Below are 14,962 nucleotides of genomic sequence, written 5' to 3' on the forward strand. Positions count from 1 at the left end.
CGGCCCTGCGGGCCTCGCTCAATGACCGGTCGTTGAGCGAGCGCAGCGAGACGAAACGCTACTCCGGGGTCAGTCCGGGACGACGACCGGGTGGAAGCCCGCGTCCTTCAGCGTCTGCAACGTCAGCGCCTTGTGCTCTTCGCCGCGCGTCTCGACGCTGATCTGCAGCACCACCTCGCTGATCTGAAGCCCTTGGCCGTGACGTGTGTGCAGCACCTCGATGACGTTGGCACCCGCCTGTGCGATCAGGTCCGAAACGCGCGACAGCTGTCCCGGACGGTCGGGCAGAGGAATCCGCATGCTCATGTAGCGTCCGGATGCCGCGAGCCCGTGTGCGACGACCCGCTGCAGCAGCAGGGGGTCGATGTTGCCCCCCGACAGAACCGAGACGGTCGGCCCGTGCGCCTCGACCTTGCCCGCGAGGATCGCGGCGACACCGACGGCTCCGGCGGGTTCGACGACGACCTTGGCCCGCTCGAGCAGCACCAGCATCGCCCGGGCGATGTCGTCGTCCGTCACCGTCACGATGTCGTCGACCAGCTCTTGGATCATCGCGAACGGGATGTCGCCGGGGCGGCTGACCAGGATGCCATCGGCGATCGTCGGGCGCGTCTCGACCTCGATCGGATAGCCGGCTCGCAGGGACTCCGGGTACGGAGCCGAGTTCTCGGCCTGGACCCCGATGATCCGTACGGTGCGACCCGCGGCGGCTGCCATCGCTTTGACCGCGCCGGCGACCCCGGCGATGAGGCCTCCTCCGCCGATGGCCAGCAGGATCGTGTCGACGTCGGGCATGTCCTGCACGACCTCGAGCCCCAGCGTTCCCTGGCCGACGATGATGTCCCGATGATTGAACGGCGGGATCAGGACGGCGCCCGTGCGCTCGGCGAACTCCGCCGCCAGTCGCAACGACGTGTCGACGGTCGGGCCTTCGAGGATCACGTCGGCGCCGTACCCGCGCGTCGCGAGCAGTTTGGGCACGGGGACGCCGAGAGGCATGAAGATCGTGGCGGGGATCCCCAGGGCCTGGGCGGCGAGCGCGACGCCCTGCGCGTGGTTGCCGGCGGACGCCGCGACGACACCGCGAGTACGCTCCTCGGGCGTGAGGCGGGAGAGGCGGTAGGCGGCACCGCGGATCTTGAATGACCCGGTGCGCTGCAGGTTCTCGAGCTTGAGATGGACGGGAACCCCGAGCACCTCAGAGAGGTGCTGCGAGTACTCAAGCGGGGTGTGGCTGACGACACCGCGCAGCCCCTCGGCGGCGCCTTCGTATTCCGAGAGCAGCGGCATGGTCAGCTCGCGCGGTTCGACGGAGGTCATGCCTGGGTCCCCTCGGGTCGGGTGGTCGGTCGAGTTCTGGGTCGCGTGTTCTTCGTTCGTGGCACGGTACTCCAAATCAGTTCGCCCGCCACCGCGCTATCCGGTCTCTCCCACCCTCGGGAGCCGATGTACACGGCGAAGACGTTGACGAACGCGGCGAGCGGCACGGCGAAGAGTGCCCCGGGAATACCTCCGACGAGCGCGCCGCCCGCAACCACGAGCACGACGCCGAGCGGGTGCACCTTGACGGCCGCGCCCATGAGGATCGGCTGCAGGACATGCCCCTCGAGTTGCTGCACGCCCAGAACGACGATCAACATCAGCACCGCGATGAACGGTCCGTTGTAGACCAGCGCCAGGAAGACGGCGACGGCTCCGGTGACGACGGCCCCCACGATCGGGATGAAAGCTCCCAAGAACACCAGAACGGCGACCGGGATGGCGAGGGGAACACCCAGCAGAGCGGCACCGAGCCCGATACCCACGGCATCGATGGAGGCGACGAGCAGCTGGGTGCGCGCGTAATTGACGACCGTGACCCACCCCGCGCGCGCGGCACCGTCAACGGGCTGTCGCGCGGCACGCGGGAACAGGCGCACGGTCCACCGCCAGATGCCCCCGCCGTCGGCGAGCGTGCAGAGCAGGATGAAGATCGCCAGAAGCGCGCCCACGGCGACGTGCCCGAGGGTGGAACCGACCGCGAGCGCTCCCGAGAGCAGCAGTTGGGCCTGCTCCTGGGTGAACGCCCAGACCTGTGCGAGCGCGTCGTCGATCTGCCCGGATGTCAGGTGCAGGGGCCCGTCGATGAGGTACTGGCGGAACTGCTCGATCGCCTCGACGGTGCGATCCTGCACGCTTGCCCACTGCAGCCCTACCTGCCATACGACGAGCCAGATGAGCCCCGAAACGATGGCGAGTGTGCTCAGCACCGAGATCACGATGGCGAGCCAGCGGGGCACGCCGCGGCGCAGCAACCAGGTGAAAGCGGGCCAGAGCAGGGCGGTGACGAGGATCGCGACCAACAGCGGGATCACGATGACCTTGAGCTGGATGACGAGCCACACGACGATCGCGACCGCGGCGGCGATGACGATCAGGCGCCAGGCGTATGCCGCGGCGAGGCGCAGCGCCTGTGGCACGGCGGGGCTGAGGTCGCTCGAAACAGTGCGCTCCCGAATCACGTCAACGAGTCGTCGGCGCAGAGATTCGGGGGTTTCGTTCACCCGGCAAGTCTAGGAGTCGAAACGAAGCCCGCGCTCTCTCATCGCATAGCATCCCCGCGGGGATGTCGTACGCCGGGGATAGGCTGGCGCCGATGAAACAGTCGCTGAGCGCGCGCGAGGCGCGGCGGATGGCGCTCGCCGCTCAGGGGTTCGGGCGCCGCGTCCCGGCGACCCCCGGCACGCGCCAGCTCAACGCGACTCTGGGACGGATGCACACGCTGCAGATCGACTCGGTCAATGTCTACGCGCGGTCGCACTACATGCCCCTGTTCTCGCGCCTGGGCCCCTACGACACGGCCCTGCTCGATCGTCTGCTGTTCGCCCGGCGCGCCCCGTATGTGGAGTTCTGGGCACACGTCGCCGCGTTCATTCCAGCGGCCGACTGGCAGCTCTTCCGGTTCCGGATGGAGGACCACCGCGCACGGTTCACGGCGCCGGGCACATGGTTCGCCGAAAATCTGCCCATCGTGGAGTGGGTGCGCGCCGAGCTCCGCGCCCGCGGCCCCCTCCGTCCGGCCGAGATCGAGCACGACTCGCGACGCGGCGCGCGTGGGCCGTGGTGGGACTGGGACGGCGTCAAACGGGCACTCGAGTATCTGTGGCTGATCGGGGAGGTGGCGGTCGCGGGTCGTCGCGGCTTCGAGCGCCGTTACGCCCTCGCCGCGGATGTCATTCCGGCGGAAGCGATCGAGCGCGAGATCGAGCGTCCCGATGCGATCCGAGAGCTCGTCGCTCGCGCAGCATCCGCGTACGGTGTCGCGACCGAGGCCGATCTGGACGACTACTGGCGGCTGCGCGACCGCAAAGCCGTCAAGCGCGCGACGGCCGAACTGGTCGAGGCAGGCGAGCTCGTGCCGGTCACCGTCGAGGGCTGGGACCGCGGCGGCAAACCGCTACCCGCGTGGGCACATCGCGACGCAGCGCTTCCCCGTCGCATCGACGCCGCGACCATCCTGACGCCGTTCGACCCCATGGTGTGGTTCCGTGATCGCGCACAGCGGATGTTCGGCTTCGACTACCGGATCGAGATCTACACACCCGCTCCCCGACGCCGCTACGGCTACTACTCGTTGCCGGTTCTGATCGACGACGAACTCGTCGGGCGCGTTGATCTGAAGGCCGACCGCGCGGGTTCGCGGTTGCTGGTGCAGTCGGCGTGGTGGGAGGACGGTCCGATCCGTCCCGACGCCGCGCCTCGCCTGGCCGAGGTCCTGCGGGATGCTGCTCGATGGCAGGCTCTCGACGGCATCTCAGTGGCGAACTGGGGTGACGCGACGGGCGCATTGGCCGATGTGCTGCGAGCACCCCGGCACGAAGCGGGCACGGAAACGGTGTCTCTCGCGCCGGACGAGCCCCAGACGGACGAGCCGGACGCCGCGTCTGCCATCGAGCAGGGATCGGGCTCATGACCCCCCGTCGGCGTCTGGGCCGCGGCGCGATCATCGCGACTGCCGCGGCGGTCCTCGTCCTCATCGGTGCGGTGATAGCTCTCGTCGTGTGGTTCACGGCCCGCGGTGACTCGCCCGAGGCCGGCGCACAGCGGTACCTCGACGCGCTCGCCTCGGGTGACGCGGACGAGGTTCGTGCGACTCTCACCTCGTCGGCGCTCCCGGACGCCGCGACCCTGGAGGCATTCGGAGCGGCAACCGCCTACCTCTCCGACCCCGAGGTCGCCGGAGTGGAGACATCCGGGAACGACGCGGCGACAGTCTCGGCGGCATACTTCCTCACGGGTGGAATGCACGCCGTGACGTTCACGGTCCGGCTCGAGGACGGACAGTGGCTGGCCGACGCGGACGCGCTCGGCAGCATCGCGGCAACGACGACGATGGGTGACGCGGTGACGATCGGTGATGTCGTGCTCGAGGCATCCGCGCCCCTGGTCGCCCTCCCCGCCGTCTACGATGTCGTCGCGGCACCGGCCGGCATCCTGACGGGCGAGGCGGAGGTCGTCGTCGCTCCCGGGGCAACGGCGGACGTCACCGTTGAGGTTGCGCTCGCACCGGACGCGAGCGCGACGGCACAGCCCGCCGTGGATGCGTACCTCGAGGCGTGCACGGCATCGTCGGCGGATACTCCGGCCACGACGAGCCCCGCGTCGTGCGGCATCAGCATCCCCTGGGGCGCCGACCTGGCCAGAGCCGAGGGTTACGTATTTCGGATCGAGACGCTTCCTACTGTCACACTCGACGCCACCGGCGGCTTCATCGCGAGCGGCGGGTCGTATGTGGTGACGGTGTCGGGCCAGACCCGCGCGGGCGAACCCGCTTCTTTCACCTACCGCGACGATGCCTGGACGCTCCGCGGCGCCCTGACCTTCGAAGGCAGCGAGCTGATCCTCCAGGCCTGGTGAGCGCGAAACTTCACCTGTGTCCTTGTTTGCGCCTGAAAAGGGACATAAGTGAAGTTTCGCGCGTTTGCTAGAAGCTGCCGCCCATGGTGTGCAGGCGTTCGATCCGATCCGGGATCGGCGGATGCGTCGAGAAGAGACGCGCGAGGGCGTTCGGACGCAGCGGATCCGCCAGCCACAGGTGCGCCATCGACGTATTCGCCTTCGTCAACGGTTGAGCGTGCGCCTGCAGTTTTGCGAGCGCCGACGCCAGCCCGTCCGGGTTTCGTGTCGTGAGCGCGGCCGTCGCGTCGGCGAGGTATTCACGTTGGCGTGAGATCGCCGCCTGCACGGCACCCGCGAGCAGGGGCGCAATCACGGCGGCGACAAGACCGAAGATCAGGAACACGATCTGCGCCTGGCCATTGCCGCCGCTGCGTCGGGCACCACCGAACAGCGTCAACCGCAGGAAGACGTCCGCGAGCAGCCCGATCGCGACGACCAGACCGAAGACGATCAACGAAACCCGGATGTCGTAGTTGCGGACGTGTCCGAGCTCGTGCGCGAGCACTCCCTCGAGCTCCTGATCGTCCATGATGTCGAGCAGGCCGGTCGTGACCGCGATCGCCGCCCGCTCGGGCGTCCGACCTGTCGCAAAAGCGTTCGGCGCAGCATCCTGCACGATATGAACCTTCGGCATCGGCGTACCCGTCGCGATGCACAGGTTCTCGACCATGTTCCAGAGGCGCGGGTTGTCCGCCTTCTGAATCTCCACCGCGCCCGCCAGCGCGAGCGCTTCACGGTCGGCGACGAAGTACTGCAGCGTGGCGTACCCGACCGCACCGATCACGACGAACGCGGTGATCCACCAATCGTTCGACGCGAGCCATCCTGCGAGCACACCGAGGCCCCCGATGATCAGGACGAACGCGATCATGATGAACCATGTGTTGCGCTTGTTGCGCGCGATCGCGGAGTACACGGCTGCCCCGCCCGATCAGGCCGTGATGGCTGTCACGTCAGAACTGAACGCGCGGCGGCTCGGAGATGGCGGCGCCGTTCTCGACCTCGAAGAACTCGCGTTCCTGAAAACCCAGGTTCCGGGCGAAGAGGTTGTTCGGGAAGATCTTGATCTTGGTGTTCAGCTCGCGCACGCCACCGTTGTAGAAGCGGCGGGATGCCTGGATCTTGTCTTCCGTGTCGACGATCGACTGCTGCAACTGGAGGAAGTTCTGACTCGCCTGCAGTTGCGGGTATGCCTCGGCAACGGCGAACAGGGACTTCAGCGCCTGCTGCATGTGCCCCTCGGCGACTCCCGCGTCCGCGGGGCCCTGCGCCTGGAGCGTCTCGGCCCGGGCCCGCGTCACGCTCTCGAAGACCCCTCGCTCGTGCGCGGCGTACCCCTTGACCGTGTCGATCAAGTTGGGCAGTAGATCAGCTCGCCGCTTGAGCTGCACGGTGATGTCGCTCCATGCCTCGTCGACGCGCACGTTCAGCTGCACGAGCGAGTTGTACGTCGCCCAGAGGTAGATGCCGACGATGGCGATCAGGGCGACGACAATCAGGACCGGAATGAGCCATTCCCACATGGGTGTCTCCAGAAAGCGAGGTAGTCAGACGCGAGTTGTCGTACGTTGGCCCATCCTACCGACGCATCCCGGCGAACCCCTGGGAACTATTCGCCCAATACCCGGTCGAGGTATGCGTTCGCGAAGCGCCGGTCGGGGTCGAGTCGGTCCCGGAGCGCCACGAAGTCCGTGAAGCGCGGATAGCGCTCGGCGAAGTCGGCGGCACCGAGCGCATGCATCTTTCCCCAGTGCGGCCGCCCGCCGTGCGCCAGCATGATCGGTTCGATCGCCGCGAAGTACTCCGTCGGGTCTTCCCGCCAGTAGCGGTGTACGGCGATGTATCCGCTCGCGCGTCCGTGCGCCGTGGACATCCACAGGTTGTCCGCCGCTGCCGCGCGCACCTCGATGGGAAACGACACGCGCAGGCCGGATGCGTCGATCGCGGCCTGCACGTCGCGGAATGCCGCGGCGAGATTCTCGAGCGGGACGGCGTACTCCATCTCGCGGAACCGGACGGTCCGGTCCTGCGTGAACACGCGCGTCGAGAGATCGGTGTACTCGCGGTCGCCCGTCAGGCGCGTCGCGAGCCGGTTGATCGGGGGCGCTACCGCGGGCACGAGAGACGCCGACCCGCAGGTCATGCGGTAAAGACCGTTGGCGAGCAGCGTCTCGTCCAGCCAACGCGAGGCGCGCGGCAGCGGCGAGCGAGGCGCGCTCTCGGGCAGACGCGTGTTCGTCTTGGTCAGGGCGACGTCGGTGTGCGGAAACCAGTAGAACTCGAAGTGATCGGATGTCTCGGTTCGCGCGGTCAGCTCCGCCACCACGTCATCGACCGGTTCGGGACGCTCGACCGCGCGCAGCACGAACGCGGGTACACATTGCAGCGTGACATCGACCAGGATGCCGAGGGCGCCGAGCCCGAGCGCCACCGCGGGCAGCATCTCGGCGTTCTCGTCGTCGCTCACGGTGAGCAGTTCGCCCGTTCCGGTCACGAGGGTCGCCCCCACGACCTGCGTCGAGATGCCCCCGAAGCGCAGTCCCGTGCCGTGCGTGCCGGTCGAGATCGCCCCCGCGATCGATTGGCGATCGATGTCGCCGAGGTTCGCCATCGCCAGCCCGAAGGGGGCGAGCAGTCGCGGCATCTGGTGCAGTCGCGTACCCGCGAGGACGCGAACGCGCGCCCGCTCACGATCGACCTCGACGATGCCGCTCAGCTCATCGAGGTCGAGCAGAACGCCCGGCGCGACGGCGATGCCCGTGAAGCTGTGGCCGGCGCCCACCGCCTTGATGCGCAGTCCCCGCGCGATCGCGGCCTGCACCGAGCGGACGACGGCCGCGGTGCCCGCGGGCCGCTCGACGCGCTGCGGACGGACGGCTGCGGTCCTGCCCCAGTTGCGCCAGGTGCCGCCGATGCGGGTCACAGGAACGCTCGCCCTTCGCCGCGGTAGGTCGGCAGGGCCTGGACGATTGCGTCGCCATCCACCAGCTGGACCTCGTCGGTCCGCTCCAACTGCTCGCCGCTCTTGGAGGGCCGCAACCACACCCGATCACCGACGGCGAGCGCTCGCGCGCTTTCACCCTGCAGCGGCGTCTGCACCTCACCCGCGCCCTCCCGGTCGAGCGCGCACAGGCCCGTGGGCCAGACGGGCAGCGGCTGGCGGGAAGCGAGCGGCGGTCCCGACGCGATCCATCCGCCGCCGAGGATCGTTGCGATATCGGGTGTCGGCCGCCGCACCACGTCGTACGCGAAGGCGAGGGCCGGTGCCGGCGCGAAGGCGCGGTAGCGATCGAAGAGGTGTCCGGCGAGGAGCCCGCTGCCCGCGGTGACCTCGGTCACCGCGGCGTCGGCAGCGGTCAGTTCGAGCGATCCCGTGCCGCCGCCGTTTACGAACTCCAGGGGTGCGATATCGCAGAGCGCGGCGACGATCGCGCCCGTCGCTCCCGCAACTCCGCGATCGACCGGCCCTGCATCCACCGGATGACCCCGTCGCCGCGGCCGTCGTGGTCGGGCTGGCCGGCGATCTGAGCTTCGTACATCATGAGCCCGACCAGGTCGAAGCCCGGCCGGATGGCGATGGCCTGAGCGAACTCCCGCACCTCGGCGACGGTGTGGAGGGGCGATCGACGCACGCCGATGTGCCCCAGCGCGGGCGCGCGCCACGACGCATCCGCGTCGATCGCGACGCGGATCCGGGGGCGCGTACCGGGAGCTGCGACGGCATCGACGAGATCGAGCTGCGTGGGATCGTCGACCATGAGGGTCACGCGGGACGCCAGCTGGTCGTCGGACGCGATTCGAGCAAGGCTCGCTCGGTCGGCGCTCGGATATCCCATGACGACGTCGTCGTGCGTCTCGGCGAGCCACAGTGCTTCCGCGAGCGTGAACGCCAGGATGCCCCGATAACCCGGAAGGCGCAGCACGGCGTCGATAACCTCACGGACGCGCACGGACTTGCTCGCCACGCGAATCGGGACTCCGCCGGCGCGAACGAGCATGTCGAGCGCGTTGTAGCGGAGCGCGCCGAGATCGAGGGCGCCCACCGGGGCCGGCAGGTGGGCTGTGGCGGCGGTGAGCCGTGGCCAGTACGCCGCCGGCCTCATCCAGGGCGTGGGATCGCCAACCGGGTCAGGGGGCGTGGGCGCCGTCAGATCGAGCACGCCCCCAGCCTAGAGCCGCGTGAAGTTCGGTTCCGCTCGGTCATCGCGACCGCTGAGCGAATTGCGGTGCCCTGTGTGTGTGAAAACTCTCATCTTCTCGGTGTGGTTTCGGCGTGATTTGGGGGCTTTTCGGGGCGTGAATGTCGGTGGTCATCCGTAGAGTTTCGAACATGCATTCGAACACTCGTGGGGTTGATGTCAAAGCTCGGGACTTCGCGGTCCGGTGCGCTGAGGCGATGCGTGTGGCCGAGCAAGGACAGGCCGCACTGGCCCGCATTTTCGCGGAGGCAGCCGCGGAGGGGATGCACCGGGTCGCGGAACTCGCCTCGCCCTCGTCGCGCGAGGCGGAACTGCCTTTTCGTTCATTGGCGGCGGAACTGGGGGCCGCAACGAACATGTCCGACCGGACGGTGCAACGCCGCATGAACGATGCCGCGGTGCTGGAGGAGTCGTTCCCAGCCACGTTCGACGCGTGGGATGAAGGACGGGTCGCTGGTGGGCATGTCGCGGTGATCATGGAACACGGCCTACCACTCACGGATCCTGACGCGCGGGCCGTGTTCGAACGTGAAGCGCTGGTCCGGGCTGAAGGGACAACGCCGGGACGCCTCGGGGCGTCGCTCGCGCGGCTTGCGGAGTCCCTGCAGCCGCGCCCGCTCGCGGAACGGCACCAAGAGGCGCGCGCGTCGCGAGGTGCGTGTGTTCGGGACATCGGGGATGGGATGGCGGAGTTCAGCACCATCCAACCCGCCGTCCTCGCCCACGGGATGCACGACCGGATCACGCAGCAGGCCCAGGCGATCAAGAACGCCGACCCGACCGACAGTCGCACCGTGGATCAGATTCGTGCGGACCTTGTCGCGGACATGCTCCTCACCACCACGCCCACCGCGGACGGTGGTGCCGGGTTCTCGGACGGGTTTGGTGGTCTCGGGGCGATCCGCGGAATCGTGAACGTCACAGTGCCCGCGCTGGCGCTGGCCGGCGTGACCGACGAGCCGGCCGAACTGGTGGGCCGATGCCCGATCGACCCGGCCACGGCCCGCCAGCTCGCAGGTCACGCGACGGGGTGGGATCGGGTTCTGGCTGACCCGATCACCGGGTGCGTGCTCGCCGTCGACCGCTACACACCGTCCGCGGACATGAAACGGTTCCTGCGGGCGAGGGATCAGCACTGCCGATTCCCTGGATGCCGGCAACCCGCCCACCGGTGCGACCGGGACCACACCCTCGACTACGCGCTCGGCGGCGAAACCGCCTGCTGCAACCTGGCCTGCTTGTGCAAACGACACCACACCCTGAAGGGCGAGACCGCCTGGACGGTCAGACAACTCGGCGGCGGAGTTCTCGAGTGGACGTCGCCGGGTGGCCATGTCTATATCGACAAACCACCACCCGCGCTGGCCATCTTCACCCCGAACACGGATCCACCCCCATTCTGACGGCGGCTCCGGTCACTGAGCCTGTCGAAGTGACCCGCTGCGCCGTCAGGGAGTGAGGGCTCCACGGCAGCTGCTCCAGGTCCCAGCAGTACCCCCGGTGGGACTCGAACCCACACTTGGGCGATTTTAAGTCGCCTGCCTCTGCCGATTGGGCTACGGGGGCGTGACCTTGCGGCCGCTTTCTGCACCGCGGTCCCCTCCAGTATCCCCGACCGCAGTGGCATCAGCCGAGCGCGAAACATCCATCCCCTGCGTCTCTCGCGCCGTCTTCGCCCACGACCGCCGCCCGGATAGCTGTCGGAACAACCCGACGGCGAGCACCGGGAACACGATCCACGAGTACGCCGTGTACGGAATGACGAGCACGAGGGCCACAAACGGCGAATACCAGCGGCCCCCGCGCAACGCGAGCGTAACCACGCCGGGCCCGAACGACAGAGTCATGAAGAAGATCAGGATCCACCAGTGCGAGGGCCGGTAGGGCACCCCGCTCAGGAAGGCGAAGACTATCGACACGACTAGCGCGAATCCCGTCAGCAACTGAAGCGCGGGCGTGAGCAGGTAATAGACGTTGTCCACGCGGGCGAGAAACGGCACCCGCAGACGCGGGACGCCGCGCAGCAGCGCGAGCGCCTGCCAACTACCCTGCGCCCAGCGCACCCGCTGGCGGTAGAGGCGGCGGAGCGAGTTGAGGCCCTGCTGGTCGATGGCGACCGAGTTGTCCTGCACCCCGGCCCATCCGGCCTGAATGAGTCGCACGCCAAGGTCCTGATCCTCGGTCAGCCGATCGCGCCACGGGCCCGAACCGTCGTCGATACTCGCCAGCGCGGACAGGCGGTTGAACTGGCCGTTACCGCCCATGTTCGCCGTTCCCCACCACGCACGACCGGCCTGGAAGACGAGCCCGAAGGACGAGAACTCCACGTCCTGCGCCCAGGTGAGCCATCCGCGCCGGTTGTAGATCCGGACGAGGGATTGCACTCCCCCGACGCGGCCGTCGTGGAAGTGCCGCGCGGCCGATCGCGGAGCCTCGGGATCGAGTCGACCGTCGGCGTCCACCACGGCGACGATCACGTGGTCTTCGTCCCACATCGAGAGGGCCGGGTTCTCGCGAAGCTCCGAGCGGACATGCGCGTACGCCGCGTTCAGGGCGGCAGCCTTGCCCTCACGGGCGTGCGGGGCGGCGCGGGTCAGGACGTTCAAGCGCGGATCGTCCATCCCGGCAAGGATCTCGCCCGTGCGGTCGTCGGAGCCGTCGTTGATGACCAGAAACATCGCGTGTGTCGCGGCAACGTGTCGCAGGCGCGCGACGCTGTCGGCGATCGTGACCTCCTCGTTGAGCGCCGGAACGAGGAACACCCAGAGGAAGCGCTCCTCGCCGGCCCCGCCGGGGTCACGACGCACGTCACCGCGTACCCGACCCCGAAAACGCGCCGCGAGCACGAGCAGTGTCGTGACCGATACGAAGGACGACACAGTGATCGCCAGCACCATCCAGAACAGCACCTGCACCCAGAGCGGCAGGCCCGCAAAGATGTCAAAGAACACGGACAAGCGCCTCGCTCACCAGGAGTCGCCCCACGGATGCACGAGGCCGAGCTCGATCGGATCCTCGCTGCCCGCCGCGCGCAGTACCGAGAGCCGGTCGAAGCCCGGGGGCCCGAACGGCTGCGGCGGACGGGTGTTGAAGATGACGTGCTCGAGTCCCCGCACGATGCGCTCGGCGGCCTTTCCATCGCCGTAGGGATTGCGGCGACCGATCGCGAGAGCATAGGCGCGATCGTCGTCGAGTAGCCGGGATGCGGCCGCGACGATCCGCGCCGTGTCGGTGCCGACCAACTGCACCGTTCCCGCCTCGACCCCCTCGTGCCGTTCCGTCGTCTCGCGAACGCAGATGACGGGTGTGCCGAGCGAGGGGGCCTCCTCTTGAATGCCACCGGAATCGGTTATGGCGATCGTGGCGCGCTTGAGCAGCTTCGCGAACTGCTCGTAGCCCATGGGCCCCACGAGCGAAACATTCTCTTCGTTCGAGAGACGCGCGACCATGACGGCCGCGACATCCGGATTCGGATGCAGCGCGACGACGAACCGGACATCCCGGTGCGACATCGCGAGAATCCCGACGGCATCCGCGATGCGCTCGAGCGGCGCGCCCCAGTTTTCGCGGCGATGCGCCGTGACGGCAACGACCCGCGGGCCATCCACGTCCTCGAGATCCGCGAGCTGGGGATATTCGTAGGGCACATCGAGGCTCGCCGCAATGTGCAGGGCGTCGATCGCGGTATTGCCGGTCACGAAGATGCGTGAACCGGCGATGTGCTCGCGGATCAGGTTCTCTTTGTTCCGCTCCGTCGGGGCCAGGTGCCACGCGGCGATCCGGCTGATCAGCTGACGGTTGAGCTCTTCGGGGAACGGCGACAGGGTGTCGTTCGTGCGCAAGCCCGCCTCGACGTGCACGACCGGTAGATGCAGATGGAACGACGCGAGAGCAGATGCCGCGGCACTCGTCGTGTCGCCGTGTACAAAAGCGGCGGCCGGGTAGCCGGTGGCGTACGGCGCCTCGGCGGGCGGGAGCGGCGGACCGAAACGGTCGTGAAGAAACGCCTCGAGCCGCACCAGCACGGCCGAGAACAGCGTGTTCAGCGTACGCGGGGCGGGCGGCAGATCGAACGTGGCGTCCGGGGTGATGCCGCCGATCGCCAGCACGTGCGCGACGAGCTCCGCGTGCTGCCCCGTCGACACGACGATCGGCTCGAAACGCGTGCTATCACGCACCGCCACGATGAGCGGCAGCATCTTGATCGCCTCGGGGCGCGTGCCGACGACGAATACGGCATGCAGCTTGTCGTGAGGCGTGGTCTCTTCCATGCGCCCACGTTATCGACTCGCGAGCCCGCGAGCCCGGAGGTCAGCGGGAAGCCGCCGCCTTCTTCGCGGGGGCGGACTTCGCACCCGTGACAGTGTCGGCGGGCTTGTCCGCGGCGGGTGCCGGAGCATCCGTCTTCGGCGCAGCCTGAGCCGGACGCGGACGCGCCGCGAACTCCTCGAACACGTACCGCGGCGTCTGCACCGTCTCGAGGTTCACGAGGTCGCGGCCCAGCCAGAAGTTGTTCCACCAGCCGCCGAAGACGCGGAGCTTGCGCTCCCACGACGGGATCGCGAGCATGTGGTAACCACGGTGCGCAAGCCACGCGAGGAAGCCCTTGATGGCGATCTTGTTGGATTGGAACACACCGTTGTAGAGGCCGAGACCCGCAACAGCGCCCAGGTTCTTGTGGATGTAGTTCTCGGGAAGCTCGCCCCGCAGGACGGCGGTGAGGTTCTTCGCGAGAAGCTTGGCCTGGCGCACGGCGTGTTGAGCGTTCGGCACGCAGTAACCGCCCACACCCCCGCCCGTCAGGTCGGGAACGGCCGAGACATCACCGGCGGCCCAGGCCCCCTCGACGATCTCGTCATCGGTACCCACGCGCAGGTCGGGACGCGTACGGATGCGTCCGCGCTCTTCCACCGGCAGGTCGCCGCCGCGGACGACCTCGGGGTTCGCCATGACGCCCGCGGTCCAGATGATGATGTCGCTCGGGATGACCTCGCCGGTCGACAGTTCGACATTGCCGTCGACGGCACCCGTGACCTGCGTGTCGAGGTGCACGTACGCACCACGCTTGGCCAGGTCGGCAAGCACCCACTCACTGGACTTCAGCGAGACCTCGGGCATGATGCGCCCCATCGCCTCGATCAGGTGGAAGTGAGTCTCGTCGAAGGTCAGCTCGGGGTAGTTCTTCAGCAGCGCCGAAGCGAACGAGCGCAGCTCGGCGAACACCTCGATACCGGCGAAACCGCCGCCGACCACGACGACCGTGAGCAGACGCTCGCGCGCGGGGCCCGGGGGAAGTAGCGCGGCCTTGTCGAAGTTCGACATCAGCTTGTCGCGGATGGCGACGGCCTCTTCGATCGTCTTGAGCCCGATCGCGTTGTCGGCGATGCCCGGGATCGGGAACGTGCGCGACACGGCGCCGGCGGTGACGACGATCTGGTCGTACTGCTCCTGCCACGGCTCGCCGACGGCGGGCGTGATCGTGGCGGTCTTGTGCGCGTGGTCGATACCGGTCACCTTCGCCGTGACGACCTTGGTGCGCTTCAGATGACGACGGAGGGCGACGACGGAGTGACGCGCCTCGATGGATCCCGCAGCGACCTCCGGAAGGAAGGGCTGGTACGTCATGTACGGAAGGGGGTCGACGATCGTGACGGCGGCTTCACCCTTGCGTAGGTGCTTTTCGAGCTTCCACGCGGTGTAGAAGCCTGCATAGCCGCCGCCGACCACGAGAATCTTCGGAACGCTGTTCGTCGGCCCCGTGTCGGTGGGCCCAGTGTTGGTGGGGTCCGTGTTCGTGGACTCGGTGTTCGTCGCGGGCACGGTGT

Annotated in this window: 11 protein-coding genes, 1 tRNA gene and 1 pseudogene; 3 read left to right on the forward strand and 10 right to left on the reverse strand. The window is 68.3% G+C overall.

The annotated features are described in order from the left end of the window. Positions 1–69: 69 nt before the first annotated feature. Positions 70–1,320, reverse strand: a complete 1,251-nt coding sequence (gene ilvA, locus ACT9TC_RS04145; protein WP_458042163.1) for a threonine ammonia-lyase — start codon at positions 1,318–1,320, stop codon at positions 70–72. Continuing rightward, positions 1,317–2,543 carry an AI-2E family transporter gene (locus ACT9TC_RS04150; protein ID WP_458042164.1) on the reverse strand — a complete coding sequence of 409 codons (1,227 nt, stop codon included), beginning with the start codon at positions 2,541–2,543 and terminating at the stop codon, positions 1,317–1,319. Before ACT9TC_RS04150 ends, ilvA begins: the two co-directional genes overlap by 4 nt. Positions 2,544–2,635: 92 nt before the next feature. Between ACT9TC_RS04150 and ACT9TC_RS04155 the strand changes: the two genes are divergently transcribed. Both ACT9TC_RS04155 and ACT9TC_RS04160 read left to right on the forward strand, forming a co-directional pair. After that, the gene (locus ACT9TC_RS04155; RefSeq protein ID WP_458042165.1) at positions 2,636–3,952 is read left to right on the forward strand and encodes a winged helix-turn-helix domain-containing protein; all 1,317 of its coding nucleotides are present in this window, start codon (positions 2,636–2,638) and stop codon (positions 3,950–3,952) included. Then, the gene (locus ACT9TC_RS04160) at positions 3,949–4,896 is read left to right on the forward strand and encodes an Rv0361 family membrane protein (RefSeq protein WP_458042166.1); all 948 of its coding nucleotides are present in this window, start codon (positions 3,949–3,951) and stop codon (positions 4,894–4,896) included. The genes ACT9TC_RS04155 and ACT9TC_RS04160 overlap by 4 nt, the downstream gene beginning before the upstream one ends. A 67-nt stretch (positions 4,897–4,963) precedes the next feature. Here the strand turns inward: ACT9TC_RS04160 and ACT9TC_RS04165 are convergent, their stop codons facing one another. From ACT9TC_RS04165 to ACT9TC_RS04180, 4 genes and pseudogenes are all read right to left on the reverse strand, one after another. Further along, positions 4,964–5,854 carry a M48 family metalloprotease gene (locus tag ACT9TC_RS04165; RefSeq protein WP_458042167.1) on the reverse strand — a complete coding sequence of 297 codons (891 nt, stop codon included), beginning with the start codon at positions 5,852–5,854 and terminating at the stop codon, positions 4,964–4,966. A gap of 37 nt (positions 5,855–5,891) precedes the next feature. Further along, positions 5,892–6,461, reverse strand: a complete 570-nt coding sequence (locus ACT9TC_RS04170; protein ID WP_458042168.1) for a LemA family protein — start codon at positions 6,459–6,461, stop codon at positions 5,892–5,894. A gap of 86 nt (positions 6,462–6,547) precedes the next feature. Beyond that, a complete protein-coding gene (locus ACT9TC_RS04175; RefSeq protein ID WP_458042169.1) occupies positions 6,548–7,861 on the reverse strand; it encodes a D-arabinono-1,4-lactone oxidase in 1,314 nt (437 codons plus the stop codon). Continuing rightward, positions 7,858–9,041 (reverse strand): annotated as a pseudogene (locus ACT9TC_RS04180) (alanine racemase). Before ACT9TC_RS04180 ends, ACT9TC_RS04175 begins: the two are co-directional and overlap by 4 nt. A 227-nt stretch (positions 9,042–9,268) precedes the next feature. On the opposite strand from ACT9TC_RS04180, the gene ACT9TC_RS04185 reads away from it, so the two are divergent. Continuing rightward, on the forward strand, positions 9,269–10,540 hold the full coding sequence (locus tag ACT9TC_RS04185; protein ID WP_458042170.1) for a DUF222 domain-containing protein: 1,272 nt from the start codon (positions 9,269–9,271) through the stop codon (positions 10,538–10,540). A gap of 89 nt (positions 10,541–10,629) precedes the next feature. Here ACT9TC_RS04185 and ACT9TC_RS04190 read toward each other — a convergent pair. From ACT9TC_RS04190 to ACT9TC_RS04205, 4 genes are all read right to left on the reverse strand, one after another. Further along, a tRNA-Leu gene (locus ACT9TC_RS04190) sits at positions 10,630–10,703 on the reverse strand. Continuing rightward, a complete protein-coding gene (locus tag ACT9TC_RS04195) occupies positions 10,694–12,088 on the reverse strand; it encodes a glycosyltransferase family 2 protein (RefSeq protein WP_458042171.1) in 1,395 nt (464 codons plus the stop codon). The genes ACT9TC_RS04190 and ACT9TC_RS04195 overlap by 10 nt, the downstream gene beginning before the upstream one ends. 15 nt (positions 12,089–12,103) lie before the next feature. Continuing rightward, a complete protein-coding gene (gene wecB / locus ACT9TC_RS04200) occupies positions 12,104–13,408 on the reverse strand; it encodes a non-hydrolyzing UDP-N-acetylglucosamine 2-epimerase (RefSeq protein ID WP_458042172.1) in 1,305 nt (434 codons plus the stop codon). 40 nt (positions 13,409–13,448) lie between these two features. Then, positions 13,449–14,864: an NAD(P)/FAD-dependent oxidoreductase gene (locus ACT9TC_RS04205; protein ID WP_458042859.1), complete on the reverse strand. Its 1,416-nt coding sequence runs from the start codon at positions 14,862–14,864 to the stop codon at positions 13,449–13,451. Positions 14,865–14,962 lie beyond the last annotated feature (98 nt).

Source organism: Microbacterium sp. HM-570 (assembly GCF_054165885.1).